Raw genomic sequence first — 19,216 nt, 5'->3', positions numbered from 1 at the left:
GCAGGGCGTGGTAAACTGAAGGAGAATATACATGAGCTATGCAATTATTGGCTTCGGCAAGATCGGCCACGCTCTTGCCAAGGCGTTTGCCCGCAACGGCATCGAAGTGTCCGTGGCAACCACGCGCGACCCGGAAAGCTTTGCAGCCGATGCGGCCGCGATCGGACCCACGATTATCCCGAAAACGCTGGCGGAAGCGATCAAGGCGGACATCGTCTTTCTGGCGGTTCGTTTCGAGTCGCACCCAGATGTCGCGAAGGCGCTGTCAAGCTGGGAAGGCAAGACGATCATCGACGCGACGAACGTGTTTCCAGCCCCTGAAGAGCTGGACGGTCTGCCGTCCTCCGCCTTCGTCGCAAAGGCGTTCACCGGTGCCAAGCTCGTCAAAGGGTTCAATCACCTGATTGCAGCCACTTTGGCTGCCGATCCGATCGTCGAGGGCGGGCACCGGGTCGTCTTTCTGTCGAGCGACGACGAGGACGCGATCGCTCCCGTGGCGGCCTTAGCCAAACAACTCGGGTTCGCACCGGTCAAGCTGGGGAAGCTCAACGAGGGTGGCGCACTGGTGCACGCACGCGGCCGCACTTGGGGCCAGCTGATCTTCCAGGACCTGTTCAAGAAGGAGCAGTAACGGATTTATCGTGCACCGACAGAGTGGCCGGTGTTCGACGCCGGCCACATCGTCAGCAACGAGCCGAGCGCGCAAAGTGACGTGCTTGAAAGCGGCTTACATGTGCCTGGGATCCTTCGGCCGACATGTGCCGGCCACCCATGAATCGTAATTGCAATAGCTGACGTCCCAGCCGGCATCGCGTCTTTTGGAAGTTACCTCACGACCGCCCGGGCGGATGGGTCCGAAGCCACCCCAACTGCCATCCGAGCCTTTGCAATTTCCCATGACGCGATAATTGCAGTTGTTTACGACGAAGTTGCCGTCCATCGACACGCATGCCGATGCGACAGTGGAAAGACTGAAGAAGGCCGTGCCGACGACTGTGACGGCGAGAGACGCTTTGCGCATAGTGGTCTCCTAACTGGCTGGGCGAACCAACCATTACGAGATCTTGGGCCGGCCACTTCCCCCATTTGGGCCAAACCGGCTGGCAAATTCACAGCGACATGGCTGCGCTTGCGGACAGAAAACCATGTGCGGAGAGCCGAATGGGCCTGCCCATCGCCGAAGCTTTACGCCTCCGCAAAGGCCAGAGTGTCCCGGCTCGGGCGGCTTTGTCCTGTTGGCTGCGCGATATGCGGCAGGCGGCTAGCAGCCCAGGAGATGTCAGGTTCTTGGGCTAAATGGCGGAGAGGGAGGGATTCGAACCCCCGATGGGCTTGCACCCATGCCGCATTTCGAGTGCGGTGCATTCGACCACTCTGCCACCTCTCCGCGGTCATGGTCGGCCGTTGCCGGCGCGGCGCACTAGATAACGGCTGAACGGGCAGGTTACAAGGCCAATCCGTCAGTTATTTGGCTTGCTTGGCAAGCGGCGGATTCACGGGCTGGTGGGGTACAGCGAGACCCGAGGCGGATTGCCGACCAGTCACCCATCCTCAGCCCAGGCGGGGGCAACGCCGTGGGCATGTCGGCACAGCCGGTCCGTGCCCGCCAATGACGGTCTCGGAAACGGCGCGGCTGGTTTGCCTTGACTCGCCCCCAACCTTCGGTTAGGGACAGCGCGCAATCGGCGTGGAGGGTTCTTCCACGCCGCTTGTTTTTTGAACCCGCAGACTGACAAAAAGACGGCTGAACTGCCTCAGGCGGTTCATCAAGGCCGACCGAACAGCGAAAGGCAAAAAATGTTCGCAGTCATTAAAACGGGTGGCAAGCAGTATCGCGTTGCCGCCAACGATCTCCTGAAGATCGAAAAACTCGAAGCCAATGTCGGCGATATGGTCGAGATCGGCCACGTGCTGGCGCATGGCGAGGGCGAGAATGTCACGTTCGGCGCGCCGTTCGTCGACGGCGCGGTGGTCACCGCCGAAGTCGTCGAGCAGGGCAAGAACCGCACCGTCATCGCCTTCAAGAAGCGCCGCCGGCAGAATTCGCGCCGCAAGATCGGCCATCGCCAGCTTTTGACCACCGTGCGGATCTCCGAGATCCTGCTGGGTGGCGCCAAGCCGACGAAGACGGCATCGGTCAAGGCGCCAAAGAAGGTGAAGGCCGAGGCCGCCACCGAGGTGCAGGCGGAAGCCGCGCCGAAGAAGGAGCCCAAGGCCAAGGCAGCCGAGACAAAGGCAGCCGAGACCGCGGCAGCGCCGCTGTTCAAGGCGCCGAAGGGTGAGCCGGACGATCTGACCGTGATCAAGGGCATCGGCCCGGTCGCAGCCAAGGATCTGAACGAGCAGGGCATCATCACCTTCGCGCAGCTCGCCAAGCTGACCGACAAGGATGTCGCCAAGATCGACGAGCACATGTCCTTCAGCGCCGACCAGATCAAGGACTGGCGCGAGCAGGCCAAGGAATTGGCTGCGAAGTAATTTTCTGGCGACCAGGTCGCCGGATCGGACTTGAAACGGAACGCGAACGCGTTCATAAGGCCTTTTAGGCGCCTTGCGGCGCAACGGAGTTAGTTAGATGGCACACAAGAAAGCTGGCGGCTCGTCGCGCAACGGTCGCGACTCGCATTCCAAGCGTCTGGGCGTGAAGAAGTTCGGCGGCGAAGCCGTCATCCCGGGCAACATCATCATTCGTCAACGCGGCACCACGTGGCATCCCGGCGTCAATGTCGGCATGGGCACGGACCATACGCTTTTTGCGCTCGAGACCGGCGCCGTGACGTTCAACAAAAAAGCCAACGGCCGAACCTACGTATCGGTCAACCCGATTGCCAAAGCCGCGGAGTAGCCGGTTCCGCACTAGAACACCGGCGCCCATCTCGGGAACCGGTGTCTGGCAAAGCCAGGAAAAGGATCAGGGGAGATGGGTTTCCATCTCCCCTTTTTCTTGTGCCTGGAGGACTTTCAAATGGTTGCCGAAGCGGAAGACTCAGAAGACGAAAGTTACGCGATAGACTGCCCGGTGCTGGTCACCGAGCGGCTGGTGATGCGGGCGCCACACGAGGGCGATGTCGCGCAACTGGTCGAGCTTGCCGACAACCGCCATGTCGCCGAAATGCTGGCCCGCATGCCGCACCCCTATGGCGAGGCCGAGGCGCGCTCTTTCCTGGCCATGACCAAGTCGCGCCGGGCCGGCATCGCTTATGCCCTGACGCTGGCCGGCACGGACGCGTTTGTCGGCTGCGCCGGCCTCAACACCACCGATCGCGGGCTGGAGCTCGGTTACTGGATCGGCGAGCCGCACTGGAAGAAGGGCTATGCGACTGAAGCAGCGCATGCGCTGGTCGATCTCGCCTTCCAGAGGACGTCGATCCAGGTTCTGCATGCCTCGACGCGGGTCATCAATCCGGCCTCGCGCCGCGTCATCCACAAATGCGGGTTCCAATATGCCGGCCAGGGCATGCTGAATTCGATTGTCGCCGGCCAGGTTCCCGTCGAGCGCTACCGGCTCGATCGCAAGACTTGGACGAGCCTGCGGAACTGGGTGCATTTTTGATGATCGCTCTGCGGCGAGCCTGAATGAAGACCCCCCTCACCCGGATTGCCAACCGAATTGCGCAGGCAATTCGGGGCAATCCGACCTCTCCCCGAGGGGAGAGGAGGTCGCCAGCGTTGACGCCAGCCTCTTCTCCCCATCGGGGAGAAGGTGGCCGCGCAGCGGCCGGATGAGGGGGCCTTTCTCATACGCAATTGGGTTGGCGGCTTAAGGTCAGCCGAGTTCGACCCACACCGGCAGGTGGTCCGAACCGTCAGCTTTCCGGTCGACCCACAGGCGCTTCAGGGATTTGGCAAGCGAAGCGCTTGTGAAGATATAGTCGATGCGCTTGTGGCGGCTGGGGTCGGTGGGTTGTTTCGGGTCGACCCAGCTGATGAGATCGTCGCCGGTGGCGTTCAGGCGCAAGGCGGCATCGACGGCGAAGTCGGCGGTCAGCGGCATGCCGAATTCATGGTCCGGCCGGCCGGCGAGTTCGACATATTCGGGTGAACCGGCCAGCATGTTGAAATCGCCCATGCCGACAAAGGCTTCGGGATGCGGCAATTCCGGCAGGCCGATCTCGGCGACACCGGACAGCGCGCCGCCTTCGAGCGCGTAGTTCAGCATGCGTTGGCGCAAGAACTGGATCTGGCTGGCGCGTTCGACGGGGCTGCGGTGATCGAGATGGATGGAATAGAAGCGGATGAAACCAAGCGGCGTCTCGATCAGCGCTTCCAGCGCGCCACGCTGGAAGTTCATCATCTCGAAGCTGCGGCTGCGCGGCAAAAGCAAGTTGCGCGACAGATGAATAGGCGTTTTCGACAGCACCATGTTGCCGAGCTGCAAGGTTTTCGTGATGGCGCGGCCATTGTCGATGTGCGAACCGATATTGGCCTCGAAATTGCTGCCATAGACGGCGAAGTAGTCGGGCAGCGCCTCGCCGATCTCGGCGACCATGTCGCGGCCGCTATTCCTGGGATTGTTGCGGGTCACCTCCTGCAACGCGATCACGTCGGCGCCGCGCACGGCATCAGCGATGCGCCCGACATCGTATTGCCCGTCGAGGCCGATGCCGTACTGGATGTTGTAAGTTACAAGCTTCATTCCGGCATCTCTCCGGCCGATCCCACGCGGCCATTGTCACAAAACGGCCTCGCCCTTCGCCGCGCCTTGGTTTAGAGCAAGGGCCAAGGTTTAGAGCAATGCCGCAAGGCCACTAGTAGAAACTGTACAATCCCATGAAATTTCTCGATCAAGCCAAGGTCTACATCCGCTCCGGTGACGGTGGCGCCGGTTCGGTGTCGTTCCGGCGCGAAAAGTTCATCGAGTTCGGCGGGCCGGATGGCGGTGATGGCGGCCGTGGCGGCGATGTCTGGCTGGAGGCGGTCGACGGGTTGAATACGCTGATAGACTACCGCTACCAGCAGCATTTCAAGGCCAAGACCGGCGTCCACGGCATGGGCCGCAACATGACCGGTGCCAAGGGCGCCGATGTCACACTGAAGGTGCCGGCGGGAACGCAGGTGTTCGAAGAGGACAACGAGACGCTGATCTGCGATCTGACCGTGGCCGGCCAGCGCTTTCTGCTGGCCAAGGGCGGAAATGGCGGGTTCGGCAACCAACATTTCAAGACCTCGACCAACCAGGCGCCGCGCCGCGCCAATCCCGGCCTGCCGGGGCAGGAGCTCAACATCTGGCTGCGGCTGAAGCTGATCGCCGATGCCGGGCTGGTCGGGCTGCCCAATGCCGGCAAGTCGACATTCCTGGCGGCGGTCACCGCGGCCAAGCCGAAGATCGCCGACTATCCGTTCACGACGCTGCATCCCGGCCTCGGCGTCGCCCGGATCGACGCGCGCGAGTTCGTCATCGCCGACATTCCGGGTCTCATCGAAGGCGCGCATGAGGGCGTCGGCATCGGGGACCGCTTCCTTGGCCATGTCGAGCGCACGCGTGTGCTGCTGCATCTTGTTTCGGCGCAGGAGGAAAATCCGGGCAAGGCCTACAAGACCGTGCGCGCGGAGCTCGAGGCCTATGGCAACGGCCTGACCGACAAAGTCGAGATCGTGGCACTTTCCCAGGTCGACACGCTCGACGCCGATGCGCGCAAGAAGAAAGTCGCCTCGCTGAAGCGCGCCGCCGGCCGAGCACCGATGCTGTTGTCGGCGGTCACCGGCGAAGGCGTCGAGGCGGTGCTGCGGGCGCTGATGTCGGTGGTGGGCGAGGCGCGTGCGCGGACGGCTACCCCGGTCGAGACGCGCTGGGACAAGTAGGCCATGCAGTCGCTGAAAAAATATCGGCGCATCACCGTCAAGATCGGCTCGGCGCTGCTCGTCGACCGAACGTCAGGCCTGAAGCGCGACTGGCTGGCCTCGCTTGCCGACGATATTGCGGTGCTTGCGCAGGGCGGCGCTGAAATCCTCGTCGTCTCCTCCGGCGCCATCGCGCTTGGCCGCACCATCCTTGGCCTCGGCAAGCGAGCCCTGAAACTGGAGGAGAGCCAGGCGGCGGCAGCCGTGGGACAGATCGCATTGGCCGGCGCCTGGTCGGACGCGCTCGGCAAGGGCAGCCTGAAATCGGGCCAGATCCTGCTGACGCTCGGCGACACCGAGGAGCGCCGCCGTTATCTCAATGCGCGGGCGACGATCTCGACACTCTTGAAGATGAAGGCAGTGCCGGTCATCAACGAGAACGACACGGTGGCGACTTCCGAAATCCGCTATGGCGACAATGACCGGCTGGCGGCTCGCGTCGCCACCATGATGGGCGCCGACCTCCTGGTGCTGCTCTCAGACATCGACGGGCTCTATACGGCGCCGCCGGCGCGTGACCCCCATGCCAAATTCATTCCGGTGGTCGACCGGATCACGCCCGATATCGAGGCGATGGCGGGTGCGGCCGCTTCCGAACTGTCGCGCGGCGGCATGCGCACGAAGCTCGATGCCGGCAAGATCGCCACCGCCGCCGGCACCGCGATGATCATCACGTCGGGCACGCGGCTGTCGCCGCTGATGGCGATCGAACGCGGCGAACGCGCCACCTTCTTCCGGCCGAGTTCCAATCCGGTCAAGGGTTACAAGACCTGGATCGCCGGCCAACTCGAACCGGCCGGCCGGCTGACAGTCGATGCCGGCGCCATCGGCGCGCTGCTGTCGGGCAAGTCGCTGCTGCCGGCGGGCGTCAAGCTGGTCAGCGGCAATTTCTCGCGCGGCGACACGGTGGCGATCCTGTCGCCCGAGGGCCGCGAGATCGCGCGCGGGCTGGTTGCCTACGATGCCGCCGATGCCGTAAGGATCGCTGGCCTGAAGACGGCCGAGATCGAAACCGTGCTCGGCTACGAGGCGCGTTCGGCGATGATCCACCGCGACGACCTTGTGGTGAGTCATTCTGGTGCCCAAGTAGGGGCTAGCGACCAAGTACTGGCCGGTGGCGCCATAAGCGGAGGATGAGCATGCTGAAGCAGCATGAAAAATCCGGAGAAGACACAGTGGCGCTGATGGCCGATATCGGCCGCCGCGCCCGCGCTGCCGCCCGACCGTTGGCCATTGCCACCACCGCCGCCAAGAATGCTGCACTTGCCGCCATGGCCGAGGCGATCGTCGCCAGGCAGCAAGACATTCTCGACGCCAACGCCATCGATGTCTCGAACGGCCAGGAATCCGGGCTTTCCGCCTCCTTCATGGACCGGCTGAAGCTCGATCCGGCGCGCATTCGCGCCATGGCCGACGGCATCAGGGAGATCGCCGAATTGCGCGACCCGGTTGGCGACGTGATCGCACAATGGGATCGGCCGAACGGTCTGCATATCGAGCGCGTGCGCACGCCGCTCGGCGTCGTCGGCGTCATCTATGAGAGCCGCCCGAACGTCACCGCCGATGCCGGCGCGCTGTGCCTCAAGGCCGGCAATCCGGTAATCCTGCGCGGCGGCTCGGATTCGCTCAATTCCTCGGCCGCCATCCACGCCTGCCTGGTCGAAGGGCTGAAGGAAGCCGGCCTGCCGGAGGACGCCATCCAACTGGTGCCGATCACCGACCGCGCCGCCGTCGGCGAGATGCTGAAAGGCTTGGGCGGTATGCTGGACGTCATCATTCCGCGCGGTGGCAAAAGCCTCGTCGGGCGGGTGCAGGCCGAGGCACGGGTGCCGGTCTTCGCGCATCTCGAAGGCATCTGCCATCTCTACATCGACCGTTCGGCCGAGCTCCAAATGGCGGTGCGGATCGCCGTCAACGCCAAGATGCGGCGCACCGGCGTCTGCGGTGCCGCAGAGACGCTGCTGGTCGACCGCGCGGTCGCCTCCACGCATCTGGTGCCGATCCTCAACGCACTGCGCGCGGCCGGCTGCGAGATCCATGCCGATGCCGAGGTGCTGAAAGTGTTTTTCGACGCCAGGCCGGCGACCGATGCCGACTGGGTGACTGAATATCTCGATGCCATCATCGCGGTGAAGCTGGTCGACGGTATCAAGGGTGCGATCGATCACATCGAGACGTTTTCCTCGCATCACACCGAGGCGATCGTCGCCGAGGATGCGCAAGCGGTCGAAAAATTCTTCAACGAGATCGATTCGGCGATCCTGCTGCACAACGCATCGACGCAGTTCGCCGACGGCGGCGAGTTCGGCATGGGCGCCGAGATCGGCATCGCCACCGGCAAGATGCATGCGCGCGGACCGGTGGGCGTCGAGCAACTGACGTCGTTCAAATACCGCGTGCGCGGGTCTGGACAGGTGAGGCCTTGACGTATTTCGCCCAAAGGGCCTGAAGCTTGCGCCCAGCCACCCCCCTCTGTCCTGCCGGACATCTCCCCCGCAAGGGGGGAGATTGGCTGATATTTCTGATTTCGCCAATCCTCAACGCTGCAAGATTTACGCCTTCGGCGAAATTGCTGATCTCCCCCCTTGCGGGGGAGATGCCCGGCAAGGCAGAGGGGGGTGCCTAGCGGAATGCTATCTCCTTCCCCACCCGTCGCCCCATCCCACTATCTCAAAATGCCGCATGCCGAGAAAGGGCTGGCCGTCGGCCTGTTCGGCGGCTCGTTCAATCCGCCGCATGCCGGCCACGCGCTGGTCGCTGAGATTGCACTGCGGCGCCTGGCGCTCGACCAGCTGTGGTGGATGGTGACGCCGGGCAATCCGCTGAAGAACACCAGGGAGTTGGCGCCGCTGGGCGAGCGGCTGCAGCTGTCCGAGCAGATCGCCAAGAACCCGAAGATCAAGGTCACCGCCTTCGAGGCGGCGCATCACGTCCGCTACACCGCCGACACGCTGGCGCTGGTCAAGGCGCGCAATCCCGGTGTCGACTTCGTCTGGATCATGGGTGCGGATAGTTTGCGCGATTTTCACCGCTGGCAGCGCTGGCGCGAGATCGTCATGACCTTCCCGATCGCCGTCATCGACCGCCCGGGCGCGACGCTGTCGTTCCTGTCCTCGGTCGTCGCCAAGACCTTCGACTATGCCCGCATCGACGAGGGCGATGCGCCGCGGCTTGCCCGCATGAAGGCACCGGCCTGGACCTTCATCCACGGCCCGCGCTCGTCGCTGTCATCGAGCGCGATCCGCAAGCTGGCGAAGGGGTGAGCCCGACCGCCCGGCCATGTCGCTTTTATCGCTCCCTTTGCCCGTTTCATGGGCAATCCTGAGCAGGCATGTCGATTCCCAGGAAAACCCGCAGCGAAGCCGAGCAGGGCGCCGAGCCCACGCCGCTGATCGCGATTGCCAGCGTCATTGTGTCGATGGCACTGATTGCCGTCGGCAACGGGCTGATGTTTGCCTATATCCCGGTTCGGCTCGGCGCCGAGGGTTTCGATCCGACCTGGGCCGGGCTGATCATCACCGGACTTTCGGCCGGCGGGCTGGCGGGCTGCATCCTGACCGGACCGCTGGTGCGAAGGGTCGGCCATGCCCGTGCCTTCATGGTGTTGTCGGCGCTGATCGCACTGGCCAACGCCGCTGTCGGAGCCGGGGTCCATCCGCTGCTGTGGATAGCCGCCCGCGCGCTCTACGGCTTTGCCATCTGCGGCCTGTTCATCGTCGCGCAGAGTTGGCTGAACGACGCCGTTGCCAACGCCATCCGCGGCCGGGTGATGGCTTTCTTCTACGTTGCCTATGTCGCCGGGCTCGGCGTCGGCTACGCGACGCTGGCGCTGGTCGATATCAGGACAGCGGATGCGCCGCTGATCGGCATCGTCTTCACGGCGCTATCGATCCTTCCCGTCGGGATGACCAGACTTGCCCAGCCGCCGGCACCGCAGGCGGCCTCGGTGGCGCTGCGCCGTGCCTGGCGGGTTTCACCGGTCGGCGTCGCCGGCATGCTTGCGGTTGGCGGCCTGTCGATGTCGATTGCGGGCTTCGCGCCGATCCACGCCACGGCCAAGGGCTACAGCCAGGCCGATGTGGCGCTGCTGCTTTCGGCGATGCCTCTCGGCACGCTGATCCTGCAGATCCCGCTTGGCTGGATTTCCGACCGAACAGACCGCCGCTATGTGCTGATCGCCGCATCCGCGCTCGCCATGGTTGCCGGCCTGTTTGCGCTCGGGTTCGATGGCGGCGCGTTGGCCGCGTTGGTTGTGATCTATATCGTGTGGGACGGCGCCTCGGAATCGATCTATTCGCTGGCCAGCGCACATGCCGCCGACCGCGCCGGCAAGGACGACATGGTGGCGCTGTCCAGTTCGCTTTTGTTTGCCTGGTCGCTGTCGGGTTTCGTCGTGCCCGGCATCGTGACGGCGCTTTCAGCCGTCTTCGGAACGCAGGCTTTCATCTATGTGGCTGTTCTCATCGCCGCAGCCTTCTGCCTGTTCGTGCTTTTGCGCGTGTTCACGACGCGTGCGGTCCCGGTCGGTGAAACCGGCAGCTTCGCACCGATGACGGCGCAGGCGCCGTTGCCGGTCGAACTTGCCTTCGCACCGGACGATGAGGGCCGGCACTGAGCCAACCGACTATTGTCGACGGGCTTCCGGTTGGGGCGCTTCCGGCGGCGGCAGCGGGATCGATATGCCTTCGCTATCGAACTCCTGTTTGGCGCGCTTGGTGAGATCGGTCTGGGTGGCGAAGAAGTCCGCCGACGATGTCCAATAGCGCAGGGCAATCGAAACAGTGCTGTCGCCCAATGTCGAGACGAAAGCGATCGGTGCCGGCTCACGTTTCACTCGCCGTTCGGCCGCGGCAATGGCAAGCAAGGCTTTCTGCGCCCTGTCGATGTCGTTCCAGGAGCCGATGCTGAGTATGATGTCGCTGCGGCGTACGCCGTTGCGCGAAAAGTTGCGCACCGGCTGGTTCCACAGCGTCGAGTTCGGCGCCAATATGTAGACCCCGTCGGCCGTCCTGAGCTTGGTCGCGAACAGGCCGATCTCCTCGATCGTACCGGCGATCGAACCGACCTCGACGGATTCGCCGATGCGGAACGGCCGCAGCGCCAGAAGCATGATGCCGGCGGCGATGTTCTGCAGCGTGCCCTGCAACGCCAGGCCGATGGCGAGGCCAATGGCACCGATCGCGGCAATGATCGAGGCCGTCTGCACGCCGAACTGGCCGAGCACCATGATGGTGACGAGGATCAGGATGGCGTAGCGGACGATCTTCGAGAAGAAATGCCGCAACGTCGCGTCGAAACCATGGATATGGCCGAGACCAGCGAAGATCGAACGTTCGGCAAGACCGGCGACGATATAGCCGACAATCAAGAGGATGACGGCACCGATGGCCGAGAAGGAGTACGAAACAATCAGCGTGCTCAGTTGGGCGAGGCCAGCCTGGACGCTGAGAAAGGCGTTTTGCGGGTCGATCGGCATGGGGAAATCCCGTTGGTCGGTGAGCCGATAACCCATGCCGACGGCGAGGGTTCCGATCTTTTCCGGCGTGCGGCGGAACCACAGCAGCGACAATACGTTCGTGCGAGGCAGGGTCCCGTCTTGAAACTGTCGGGGAACTCTGCCTATCTAAGTGGTGTCACCTGCTTCAAGGGGTGATTTGGTTGTTCTTGCTGCGAAAGGAAATACACTGAGAACAGCACTGCGGAAGAAGGCCGATATCATGCCTTCGCCGGCCAGGATCAGCGTAGACGACGCCGTGTCCCGCGCCATCAAGACAGTCCTTGCCAGTCTGGAAGACTCCAAGGCCGAAAACATTGTCTCCATCGACATCCAGGGGAAATCGAGCCTCGGCGACTACATGGTCGTCGCTTCGGGCCGATCGCACCGTCATGTCGCGGCTGTCGCCGATCATCTTCTCAAAGCGATCAAGGATGCCGGTCTCGGCACCGCGCGCGTCGAGGGGCTATCCGGCGCCGACTGGGTCCTGATCGATTCTGGCGACATCATCGTCCATGTCTTCCGCCCCGAAGTCCGCGAATTCTACAATCTCGAAAAGATGTGGCAGGCGCCGGACCTCGAGGAAGAAACGCTCCACTAAGTCGTTCGCGCGGCTTACAAGGCGAGGATGAAGATATCAGTTCATGCCGTGGGCCGGATGAAAGCCGGCCCCGAAAAGCTGCTGGCCGACCGCTATTTCGAGCGTTTCGCCAAGAGCGGCCCGGTAGTGGGGCTTGAATTTGGCGGCATTGCCGAGATTGCCGAGGGGCGCGGCCAGACCGCCAACGAGCGGCGGCGTGAGGAAGGCCAGAAACTGCAGACGCAGTTGCAGCCCGGAACCGCTTTGATCCTCCTTGACGAACGCGGCAAAAGCTTTTCCTCGGAAGATTTCGCCGGGCGCCTCGGCCTGTTGCGTGACGGTGGCCGCAAGGCGTTGGTCATCGCCATCGGCGGCGCCGACGGCCACGATCAGTCGCTGCGCGACCAGGCCGAACTGGTGATGTCGTTCGGATTGCTGACATGGCCGCATCAACTGGTGCGCGTGATGCTGGGAGAGCAGCTTTATCGTATGGCCACCATCCTTTCGGGACATCCCTACCATCGCTCGTAAACCGGTGAATTGGTGCGACACACCCGGATTTCCGCCCCAATGCCGAGGCAAGATTGCATCGAGTGGGCGGTTTCGAACATGGTTGATTGTTCGTTAACGAAGCCACGCATAGAGTCGGGCTTCAATGTCTGAAGACAGAAAATCAAGAACGGGCTCCTGGCGCGCACGCTGCGGCATCGCGGCGGCGGCGCTTGTGCTGTCGCTGCATGCTGGGCGGGCCGAAAACACGCTCGACATGGCTCCCGATCCGGATCAGAGCCGGGCCGAATACGAACGGGTCTCGAAGGAGATCACGCTGTCGTCCGAACGATTGGCCAAGCTCTCCGCCGACATCGCGACGATCAAGAAGGATCACGCCTCGATCACCGCCGCATTGATCCAGTCGGCGATGACCGAACAGAAGCTCGGCCAGGACATCGAGGACATCGGCGCCAGGCTGGAAGGGCTGAAGGGCCAGGAGCAGAAGATCCGCGCCTCGCTGATGGCGCGGCGCGACGTTCTGGCCGAAGTGCTGGGCGCGCTGCAGCGCATGGGCCTCAACCCGCCGCCGGCGATCCTGGTCAAGCCCGAGGACGCGCTGTCGTCGGTGCGCAGCGCCATCCTGCTCGGCGCGGTGGTGCCCGAACTGCGCCAGCAGACCGATAGCCTGCTTGCCGATCTCAAGGAACAAACCAGGATTACGGCGTCGATCGAGGCCGAACGGGCGCGGTTGACGGCGGCGGTCGGCGACCAGACGGCGGAAAAGAAGCGGCTCGGCATGCTGCTGGAGGCCAAGCAGAAGCTCGAAGCCGACACGCAAACGCAAATGGCCGCCGAAAAGCAGCGATCCGAAGCGCTGGCGGCCAAGGCCGGCAGCCTGAAGGAGTTGATCGCGTCGCTCGAAGCGCAGGCCGACAAGAGCCGCAAGGCTGCCGATGCTGCCAAGGCCACCGAGCAGAAGGCGGCAGGCGGCGACAACACATCGGCACCGGCGGAACTGGCGTCGCTGCCCGTTCCGGAAAGCAACCAACTTGCTGCCGCGGTGCCCTTTTCGGCCCTTCAGGGACAGATCGCGCTGCCGGTGACCGGCCGTATCAAGCGGCAATTCGGCGCCGATGACGGTAACGGCGCGGTGATGCTTGGCGACATGGTTGCGACACAATCGGGAGCCATCGTTACCGCGCCGGCGGATGGAAATGTGCTTTATGCGGGGCCGTTTCGCTCTTATGGTCAACTCTTGATCCTGAACGCAGGCGACGGCTATCATGTCGTTTTGGCGGGGATGAGCAGAATCAGCGTCGCGACCGGTCAATCAGTGCTTGCAGGAGAGCCGATCGGTGCGATGGGAGAGGCCCGGGTGGCGAGCACCTCGGTTTCGAAGAATGGAAATGCCACGCCGGAACTCTATGTCGAGTTCCGCAAGGATGGAAAACCCGTCGATCCGGCCCCATGGTGGGCGGACCGTTTTTCTGGAAGGACGTGAATAATGCGGAAACTGTCGCTTCTGTTTGCCGGTGCGCTGATGGGCGCGTCCGCCATGAGCCTGGTCTATGGCGCGCCCGGCTCGGCGGCGAACGCTGCAGGGTCGGAGACCTACAAGCAACTGGCGATCTTCGGCGATATCTTCGAGCGGGTGCGGGCACAGTATGTGACACCGCCCGACGACAAGTCGCTGGTCGAGAATGCCATCAACGGCATGCTGGCCTCGCTTGACCCGCACTCCTCCTACATGAATGCCGAGCAGGCGCAGGATATGCGCGTCCAGACCAAGGGCGAGTTCGGCGGCCTCGGCATCGAGGTCACCATGGAGAACGATCTGGTCAAGGTGATCACGCCGATCGACGACACGCCGGCCGCCAAGGCAGGCGTGCTGGCCGGCGACTACATCGCCAAGATCGATGGCGAAGAGGTTCGCGGCCTGACCCTCAACGATGCGGTCGACAAGATGCGCGGCCTGGTCAACACGCCGATCAAGCTGACCATCCTGCGCCAGGGCGCCGACAAGCCGATCGAACTGACGGTCGTGCGCGACATCATCAAGGTCAAGGCGGTCAAGTTCCGGGTCGAGAACGACATCGGCTACATGAAGATCACCTCCTTCACCGAAAAGACCTATGACGACCTCGAGAACGCCATCGACACCATCAAGAGGCAGATTCCCGACGACAAGCTGAAGGGCTACGTTCTGGATCTCCGCCTCAATCCGGGTGGCCTGCTCGATCAGGCGGTGAGCGTGTCCGATGCCTTCCTCAACCGCGGCGAGATCGTTTCGACGCGTGGCCGCGACCCCAAGGACGTCACCCGCTTCGACGCCAAGCCCAAGCAGGTCGACGACATCAACGGCAAGCCGATGATCGTCCTGGTCAATGGCGGTTCGGCCAGTGCATCGGAAATCGTCGCCGGCGCGCTGCAGGACCTGCGCCGCGTCACGGTGGTCGGCACGCAGTCCTTCGGCAAGGGTTCGGTGCAGACCATCATTCCGCTCGGCGAGAATGGTGCGCTGCGGCTGACGACGGCGCTCTATTACACGCCGTCCGGCAAGTCGATCCAGGGCAAGGGCATCACGCCCGACATCAAGGTCGACCAGCCGCTGCCGCCGGAACTGCAGGGCAGGGACCTGACTCGCGGCGAATCCGACCTCAAGGGCCATATCAAGGGCGCCGATGAGAGCACGACCGGTTCGGGCTCGGCAGCTTATGTGCCGCCGGATCCGAAAGACGATCTGCAGCTCATCTATGCCGAGCAGCTGCTGCGCGGCCAGAAGACCGATCCGGCCTTCCCGCCCAATCCGCAAAAGGCGGTTCTCAACCAGTAAGGATCTGGAGCGGCCACGCGCCGCTCCATCTTTCTGTTTGAGCCTGATGGAAGCAATGCGATGCTGCCGGGACCGAAAGGTTCCGGCAGTTTGATTCGGGGGGCGAGGCAAAGCTCCCAAGACATGGCGCGGGGTGCGCCGGGATTGATGAATTCGCGCATGTCTTTTCGAAGCGGCTTCGTCTTCGGAGCCATGCGCCCGGGGATTAGGCTTGGCTGATATCGGCAAGGACATCGAACGCCCGCTCGGACAGGCAGTCCGGTCGCCGCGCGCCGCCGGCAAGATCAGCGGCGGTGCGATCATGGCGACAGTGGCCGTGCTGGCGGTGGCCGGCGTCTCCGGCGCGATCGCGCTCAGGGAAAAGCCGTTTAGAAAGCCGCAAGAGGTTGCCGTTTCAACGCCGAAAGTGACCGCGGCGGCCGAGCCTGCCCCTGCGCCGCCCGCATCGGCCCCGAAGCCGGAGGCGCCGGTCAAATCAGGCGGGCCGCAGATCATCCATGTGCAGACGGAGGAGGGCGATGGACCGCCCAAGGCAGCGATCGTCATTCGCGATCCGTCGACCATCGGCCAGAACCTGAAGATCGCGCATATTCCCGACAAGGCGCTGATCGAGACCAGCGAGACCGGACCGTTGCCGGTGCGCGCCGCCGATGGCCGGCGGCCGTTCGACGTCTATGCGCGGCCCTGGTCGGGCGGGCGCGGCGCACGGGTGGCGATCGTCATCGGTGGGCTTTCGGTTTCGCAGACCGGCACCCAGGCGGCCATCGCCAAGCTGCCGGCAGAAGTGACGCTGGCCTTCGCGCCGCAAGGCAACAGCATCGGCCGGTGGATGCAGGCAGCCAGGCAGAGCGGCCACGAGATCGTCATGCAGGTGCCGCTCGAACCGTTCGATTATCCGAAGGTAAATCCGGGCCGCAACACGCTGACGGTGGCGGCGAGCGCGGATGAGAACCTGAAAAGCCTGCACTGGGCACTGTCGCGGACGACCAACTATACCGGCGTCATGAACTATATGGGCGCCCGTTTTTCCGCCGACGCGGCGGCGATGGAGCCGTTCATCGCCGAGCTCGGCAAACGCGGCCTTGCCTATATCGATGACGGCTCGTCGGCTCGCAGCCTGGCGCCGGACCTGGCGCTGAAGGACGGCGTGCCCTTCGTCGCCGGCGACATGGCGATCGATGCCGTGCAGGATCGCGGCGAAATCCTGAAGAAGCTCGACAGTCTGGAGGCGACCGCGCGGGCCAAAGGCACCGCCGTCGGCATCGGTTCGGCCTTCGACCTGACGGTCGATACGGTGTCGTCCTGGGTGGTCGAGGCCAAGAAGCGCGGCATCGAGATCGTGCCGATTTCAGCGGTGGCCATTGACCCGCAAAAAGGCTAACAGCCGTCTTGATAATTCTACTCCGGCGGGCATCTGTCGACGTTTTCTGCGCTTCCGGTGCTCACGTACTTTAAGTACGCTCCGCTCCGGTTCTCGAAAACGCTCGCCACCTGCCTCACCGGAGCGAATTCTCAAAACGGCTGGACCCCATCACGCATGGCTAAAAAGATTGATCGCGAAACGCTGCCTTATCGTCCCTGTGTCGGGCTGATGATCCTCAATGCCGAGGGCCTTGTCTGGGTCGGGCACCGGATTGCCGAACCGGACAGCGAATTTGCCGGCACGACGCAGCTCTGGCAGATGCCGCAAGGCGGTATCGACAAGGGCGAGGAGCCGCTGCAGGCGGCCGAGCGCGAACTCTATGAGGAGACCGGCATGCGAGGCGTCTCGCTGCTGGCCGAGGCGCCGGACTGGATCAACTATGATTTGCCGGACCATCTCGTCGGCATCGCCTTCAAGGGCCGGTATCGCGGCCAGACGCAGAAATGGTTCGCCTTTCGCTTCCACGGCGACACCAACGAGATCCAAATCAACCCGCCGCCGGGCGGCCACACCGCAGAGTTCGACGAATGGGCATGGCGGCCTATGCAGGATTTGCCCGACCTGATCGTGCCGTTCAAGCGCCATGTCTATGAGGATGTGGTGGCGGCGTTCCGGCATCTGGTGCAATAGCCGCTATACAACAACCGCGGTTGCCGCGCCGGCCCGGCGGTCCTATTGATGTATCCACTACCACGCGAAGGGTCGCCATGAACGACGCCCCCCAAAAGCCGCCGCCAGAAGAGGTCACCGCCACAAGCGAAGTGGCGGCTGGGGCCATCCTCACCATCGATCTCGGTGCAATCCGTGAAAACTACCGGCGGCTGAAAGCGCGGTTGGGCGATGTTGCCTGCGCTGGTGTGCTCAAGGCGGACGGCTACGGCGTTGGCGCCGGCCAGGTCGCGGCGGCGCTGCTGCGCGAAGGCTGCGATGTCTTCTTCGTTGCGCTCCTGGGCGAAGGCGTCGCCCTGCGCCGCTCGCTTGGTCCGGGCCCTGCCATTTTCGTGTTGAACGGCATTCCGCCCGGTGCCGAGCGGGACGCTGTGGCGGCAGACATTTGCGCCGTCATCAACAGCCCGGAACAATTGGTGGCCTGGCGTGTGGCGGCTCGCCGCGCCGGCCGAAAACTGCCGGCCGCGATCCAGGTCGACAGCGGCATGTCGCGGCTCGGCATGGCGCCCCGGGATGTGGAGCGCGTTGCCGCCGATCCGCAGGCCTTCGACGGCATCGACATCCGGTTCGTGATGAGTCATCTGGCCTGCGCCGACGAGCCGGAGCACCCGGCCAATGAGCGGCAGCGGCTGGCATTCGAGCAGCTGCGCAAGATGCTGCCGGCGGCACCGGCCTCGCTGACCAATTCCTCCGGCATCTTTCTTGGGGAACGCTTTCGCTACGATCTCGCCCGCCCCGGTGCCGCGCTCTATGGCATCAATCCGACGCCGGCAAAGCCCAATCCGATGCTGCCGGTGGTGCGGCTGCAGGCAAAGGTGGCACAGACGCGCAGCGTCGAAAAGGGCGCGGGCGTCGGCTATGGCCATACCTATCAAGCGCAAGGCCCGCTCAGGCTGGCGACGATTTCGTTCGGCTACGCGGATGGCTGGCAGCGCCGCGCCGCGTCCGCCGCCTGGTTCGAGGGCGTGCGCCTGCCTTTCCTCGGGCGAGTGTCGATGGACTCGATCATTCTCGACATTTCCGCCCTGCCGGCCGGCAGGCTGCGCGAGGGTGATCTCGTCGAACTGCTCGGTCCCTCGCAAAGTGTCGACGACGCTGCCGGCCATGCCGGCACCATCGGCTACGAGATTCTGACCAGCCTCGGCTCGCGCTTCCATCGGCGCTATGTCGGCGGTTGAGCGGTTTGGCCACGCTTGACAAGCGGACGCCTGTCGGCAAGGCTCCTTGCATGAGCAACCCAGCTTATATCAGAACCTTGTTCAGGGTCTGCCCGATCGCGGGATCGTAGCCCCGGCGCGGCCGCCTTTTGGCGTCCGTCCGAACCGGGGCATTTCTACCTGATCATCATTCCCGAGCCAGACAGCTTCGCGGCTGCCGGCTTTTCATCAAGCCACCGTTTGTGCGGCGGCAGGCGCGCGTCTGTTCGATGCGCCAAGTCATCGAGGTTTGCCATGCAACATGCAACAGGATTGCGTCCACCGAGCCGGCCTCTGGTCAGCGATGCCGACCACCACAGGCTGACCGGCCTGGCGCGGGCGTCGCTCGACCGCGTGCCCGAGACGGCCGAAGAACTGCTTTCAGAGATGGACCGTGCCTTCGTGACGGCAGCGGCTTCCATGCCGGCCAACGTGGTGCGGATGGGTTCGACAGTGACAATCCGCAACGATGGCGGCCACACTCAGCGCATCACGCTGGTCTATCCCGGCGAAGCAGACATCACTGAAAACAGGATCTCGGTGCTGACGCCGTTGGGGACGGCGCTCATCGGCGCCACCATCGGGCAGACAGTGCGCTGGAGCAGTCGTGGCGGCCGGGAACTGTCGGCGACCATCGAAGTGGTCGATGCGCCGGCCTGCGGGCGGGAAGGGTCCTGATCATGGAGAC

At 63.8% G+C, this 19,216-nt stretch carries 19 protein-coding genes and 1 tRNA gene; 17 read left to right on the top strand and 3 right to left on the bottom strand.

The window, feature by feature from the left end; genetic code table 11:
* Positions 1 to 31: 31 nt before the first annotated feature.
* Entirely contained in the window at positions 32 to 631 is a 600-nt protein-coding gene (locus NKJ11_RS08470; RefSeq protein ID WP_352441002.1) for an NADPH-dependent F420 reductase, read from the top strand.
* Between the two features lie 666 nt (positions 632 to 1,297).
* Here NKJ11_RS08470 and NKJ11_RS08465 read toward each other — a convergent pair.
* A tRNA-Ser gene (locus NKJ11_RS08465) sits at positions 1,298 to 1,387 on the bottom strand.
* Positions 1,388 to 1,797: 410 nt separating this feature from the next.
* Between NKJ11_RS08465 and NKJ11_RS08460 the strand changes: the two genes are divergently transcribed.
* The 3 genes from NKJ11_RS08460 (at position 1,798) to NKJ11_RS08450 (ending at position 3,553) form a co-directional block, all read left to right on the top strand.
* Entirely contained in the window at positions 1,798 to 2,478 is a 681-nt protein-coding gene (locus NKJ11_RS08460; protein ID WP_256747303.1) for a 50S ribosomal protein L21, read from the top strand.
* 97 nt (positions 2,479 to 2,575) lie between these two features.
* Positions 2,576 to 2,845: a 50S ribosomal protein L27 gene (gene rpmA, locus NKJ11_RS08455; protein ID WP_013529063.1), complete on the top strand. Its 270-nt coding sequence runs from the start codon at positions 2,576 to 2,578 to the stop codon at positions 2,843 to 2,845.
* A gap of 120 nt (positions 2,846 to 2,965) precedes the next feature.
* Positions 2,966 to 3,553, top strand: a complete 588-nt coding sequence (locus NKJ11_RS08450) for a GNAT family N-acetyltransferase (protein ID WP_352793056.1) — start codon at positions 2,966 to 2,968, stop codon at positions 3,551 to 3,553.
* Positions 3,554 to 3,766: 213 nt separating this feature from the next.
* Here the strand turns inward: NKJ11_RS08450 and NKJ11_RS08445 are convergent, their stop codons facing one another.
* Positions 3,767 to 4,636 (bottom strand): endonuclease/exonuclease/phosphatase family protein, encoded by an 870-nt coding sequence (locus NKJ11_RS08445; RefSeq protein ID WP_352793055.1) that lies wholly within the window; start codon positions 4,634 to 4,636, stop codon positions 3,767 to 3,769.
* A 134-nt stretch (positions 4,637 to 4,770) separates the two neighbouring features.
* Between NKJ11_RS08445 and obgE the strand changes: the two genes are divergently transcribed.
* The 5 genes from obgE (at position 4,771) to NKJ11_RS08420 (ending at position 10,456) form a co-directional block, all read left to right on the top strand.
* The gene (gene obgE / locus NKJ11_RS08440; RefSeq protein ID WP_352793054.1) at positions 4,771 to 5,802 is read left to right on the top strand and encodes a GTPase ObgE; all 1,032 of its coding nucleotides are present in this window, start codon (positions 4,771 to 4,773) and stop codon (positions 5,800 to 5,802) included.
* Positions 5,803 to 5,805: 3 nt separating this feature from the next.
* Complete coding sequence (gene proB / locus NKJ11_RS08435; protein WP_023811780.1) at positions 5,806 to 6,978, top strand: glutamate 5-kinase; 1,173 nt, start codon at positions 5,806 to 5,808, stop codon at positions 6,976 to 6,978.
* A 2-nt stretch (positions 6,979 to 6,980) separates the two neighbouring features.
* Entirely contained in the window at positions 6,981 to 8,267 is a 1,287-nt protein-coding gene (locus NKJ11_RS08430) for a glutamate-5-semialdehyde dehydrogenase (protein WP_352440998.1), read from the top strand.
* 249 nt (positions 8,268 to 8,516) lie between these two features.
* A complete protein-coding gene (locus tag NKJ11_RS08425) occupies positions 8,517 to 9,104 on the top strand; it encodes a nicotinate-nucleotide adenylyltransferase (RefSeq protein ID WP_013529070.1) in 588 nt (195 codons plus the stop codon).
* Between the two features lie 68 nt (positions 9,105 to 9,172).
* The gene (locus NKJ11_RS08420) at positions 9,173 to 10,456 is read left to right on the top strand and encodes an MFS transporter (RefSeq protein WP_128304964.1); all 1,284 of its coding nucleotides are present in this window, start codon (positions 9,173 to 9,175) and stop codon (positions 10,454 to 10,456) included.
* Positions 10,457 to 10,465: 9 nt separating this feature from the next.
* Here the strand turns inward: NKJ11_RS08420 and NKJ11_RS08415 are convergent, their stop codons facing one another.
* Complete coding sequence (locus tag NKJ11_RS08415; protein WP_352440995.1) at positions 10,466 to 11,317, bottom strand: mechanosensitive ion channel family protein; 852 nt, start codon at positions 11,315 to 11,317, stop codon at positions 10,466 to 10,468.
* A 241-nt stretch (positions 11,318 to 11,558) separates the two neighbouring features.
* On the opposite strand from NKJ11_RS08415, the gene rsfS reads away from it, so the two are divergent.
* From rsfS to rnk, 8 genes are all read left to right on the top strand, one after another.
* A complete protein-coding gene (gene rsfS, locus NKJ11_RS08410; protein WP_013529073.1) occupies positions 11,559 to 11,936 on the top strand; it encodes a ribosome silencing factor in 378 nt (125 codons plus the stop codon).
* Positions 11,937 to 11,963: 27 nt separating this feature from the next.
* Positions 11,964 to 12,446, top strand: coding sequence for a 23S rRNA (pseudouridine(1915)-N(3))-methyltransferase RlmH (gene rlmH, locus NKJ11_RS08405; RefSeq protein WP_352793053.1), 483 nt, complete (start codon positions 11,964 to 11,966; stop codon positions 12,444 to 12,446).
* A 124-nt stretch (positions 12,447 to 12,570) separates the two neighbouring features.
* Positions 12,571 to 13,908 (top strand): murein hydrolase activator EnvC family protein, encoded by a 1,338-nt coding sequence (locus tag NKJ11_RS08400; protein WP_352793051.1) that lies wholly within the window; start codon positions 12,571 to 12,573, stop codon positions 13,906 to 13,908.
* On the top strand, positions 13,909 to 15,240 hold the full coding sequence (locus tag NKJ11_RS08395) for a S41 family peptidase (protein WP_352793149.1): 1,332 nt from the start codon (positions 13,909 to 13,911) through the stop codon (positions 15,238 to 15,240).
* 211 nt (positions 15,241 to 15,451) lie between these two features.
* Positions 15,452 to 16,621, top strand: a complete 1,170-nt coding sequence (locus tag NKJ11_RS08390) for a divergent polysaccharide deacetylase family protein (RefSeq protein WP_352793050.1) — start codon at positions 15,452 to 15,454, stop codon at positions 16,619 to 16,621.
* A gap of 156 nt (positions 16,622 to 16,777) precedes the next feature.
* A complete protein-coding gene (locus tag NKJ11_RS08385; protein ID WP_352793049.1) occupies positions 16,778 to 17,293 on the top strand; it encodes an RNA pyrophosphohydrolase in 516 nt (171 codons plus the stop codon).
* Between the two features lie 77 nt (positions 17,294 to 17,370).
* Positions 17,371 to 18,510, top strand: coding sequence for an alanine racemase (gene alr / locus NKJ11_RS08380; RefSeq protein ID WP_352772993.1), 1,140 nt, complete (start codon positions 17,371 to 17,373; stop codon positions 18,508 to 18,510).
* A 273-nt stretch (positions 18,511 to 18,783) separates the two neighbouring features.
* Positions 18,784 to 19,206, top strand: coding sequence for a nucleoside diphosphate kinase regulator (gene rnk / locus NKJ11_RS08375; RefSeq protein ID WP_352793048.1), 423 nt, complete (start codon positions 18,784 to 18,786; stop codon positions 19,204 to 19,206).
* Positions 19,207 to 19,216 lie beyond the last annotated feature (10 nt).

It is taken from the genome of Mesorhizobium sp. M0243, from assembly GCF_040321775.1.
GTDB lineage: Bacteria > Pseudomonadota > Alphaproteobacteria > Rhizobiales > Rhizobiaceae > Mesorhizobium.
This window is presented reverse-complemented; position numbering and strand designations above follow the sequence as displayed.

Bases quoted from the DNA above. Each gene is read 5' to 3' on its own strand.
- NKJ11_RS08470 (WP_352441002.1), top strand. From the start codon at position 32: ATGAGCTATGCAATTATTGGCTTCGGCAAGATCGGCCACGCTCTTGCC.
- NKJ11_RS08460 (WP_256747303.1), top strand. From the start codon at position 1,798: ATGTTCGCAGTCATTAAAACGGGTGGCAAGCAGTATCGCGTTGCCGCC.
- rpmA (WP_013529063.1), top strand. From the start codon at position 2,576: ATGGCACACAAGAAAGCTGGCGGCTCGTCGCGCAACGGTCGCGACTCG.
- NKJ11_RS08450 (WP_352793056.1), top strand. From the start codon at position 2,966: ATGGTTGCCGAAGCGGAAGACTCAGAAGACGAAAGTTACGCGATAGAC.
- NKJ11_RS08445 (WP_352793055.1), bottom strand. From the start codon at position 4,636: ATGAAGCTTGTAACTTACAACATCCAGTACGGCATCGGCCTCGACGGG.
- obgE (WP_352793054.1), top strand. From the start codon at position 4,771: ATGAAATTTCTCGATCAAGCCAAGGTCTACATCCGCTCCGGTGACGGT.
- proB (WP_023811780.1), top strand. From the start codon at position 5,806: ATGCAGTCGCTGAAAAAATATCGGCGCATCACCGTCAAGATCGGCTCG.
- NKJ11_RS08430 (WP_352440998.1), top strand. From the start codon at position 6,981: ATGCTGAAGCAGCATGAAAAATCCGGAGAAGACACAGTGGCGCTGATG.
- NKJ11_RS08425 (WP_013529070.1), top strand. From the start codon at position 8,517: ATGCCGCATGCCGAGAAAGGGCTGGCCGTCGGCCTGTTCGGCGGCTCG.
- NKJ11_RS08420 (WP_128304964.1), top strand. From the start codon at position 9,173: ATGTCGATTCCCAGGAAAACCCGCAGCGAAGCCGAGCAGGGCGCCGAG.
- NKJ11_RS08415 (WP_352440995.1), bottom strand. From the start codon at position 11,317: ATGCCGATCGACCCGCAAAACGCCTTTCTCAGCGTCCAGGCTGGCCTC.
- rsfS (WP_013529073.1), top strand. From the start codon at position 11,559: ATGCCTTCGCCGGCCAGGATCAGCGTAGACGACGCCGTGTCCCGCGCC.
- rlmH (WP_352793053.1), top strand. From the start codon at position 11,964: ATGAAGATATCAGTTCATGCCGTGGGCCGGATGAAAGCCGGCCCCGAA.
- NKJ11_RS08400 (WP_352793051.1), top strand. From the start codon at position 12,571: ATGTCTGAAGACAGAAAATCAAGAACGGGCTCCTGGCGCGCACGCTGC.
- NKJ11_RS08385 (WP_352793049.1), top strand. From the start codon at position 16,778: ATGGCTAAAAAGATTGATCGCGAAACGCTGCCTTATCGTCCCTGTGTC.
- alr (WP_352772993.1), top strand. From the start codon at position 17,371: ATGAACGACGCCCCCCAAAAGCCGCCGCCAGAAGAGGTCACCGCCACA.
- rnk (WP_352793048.1), top strand. From the start codon at position 18,784: ATGCAACATGCAACAGGATTGCGTCCACCGAGCCGGCCTCTGGTCAGC.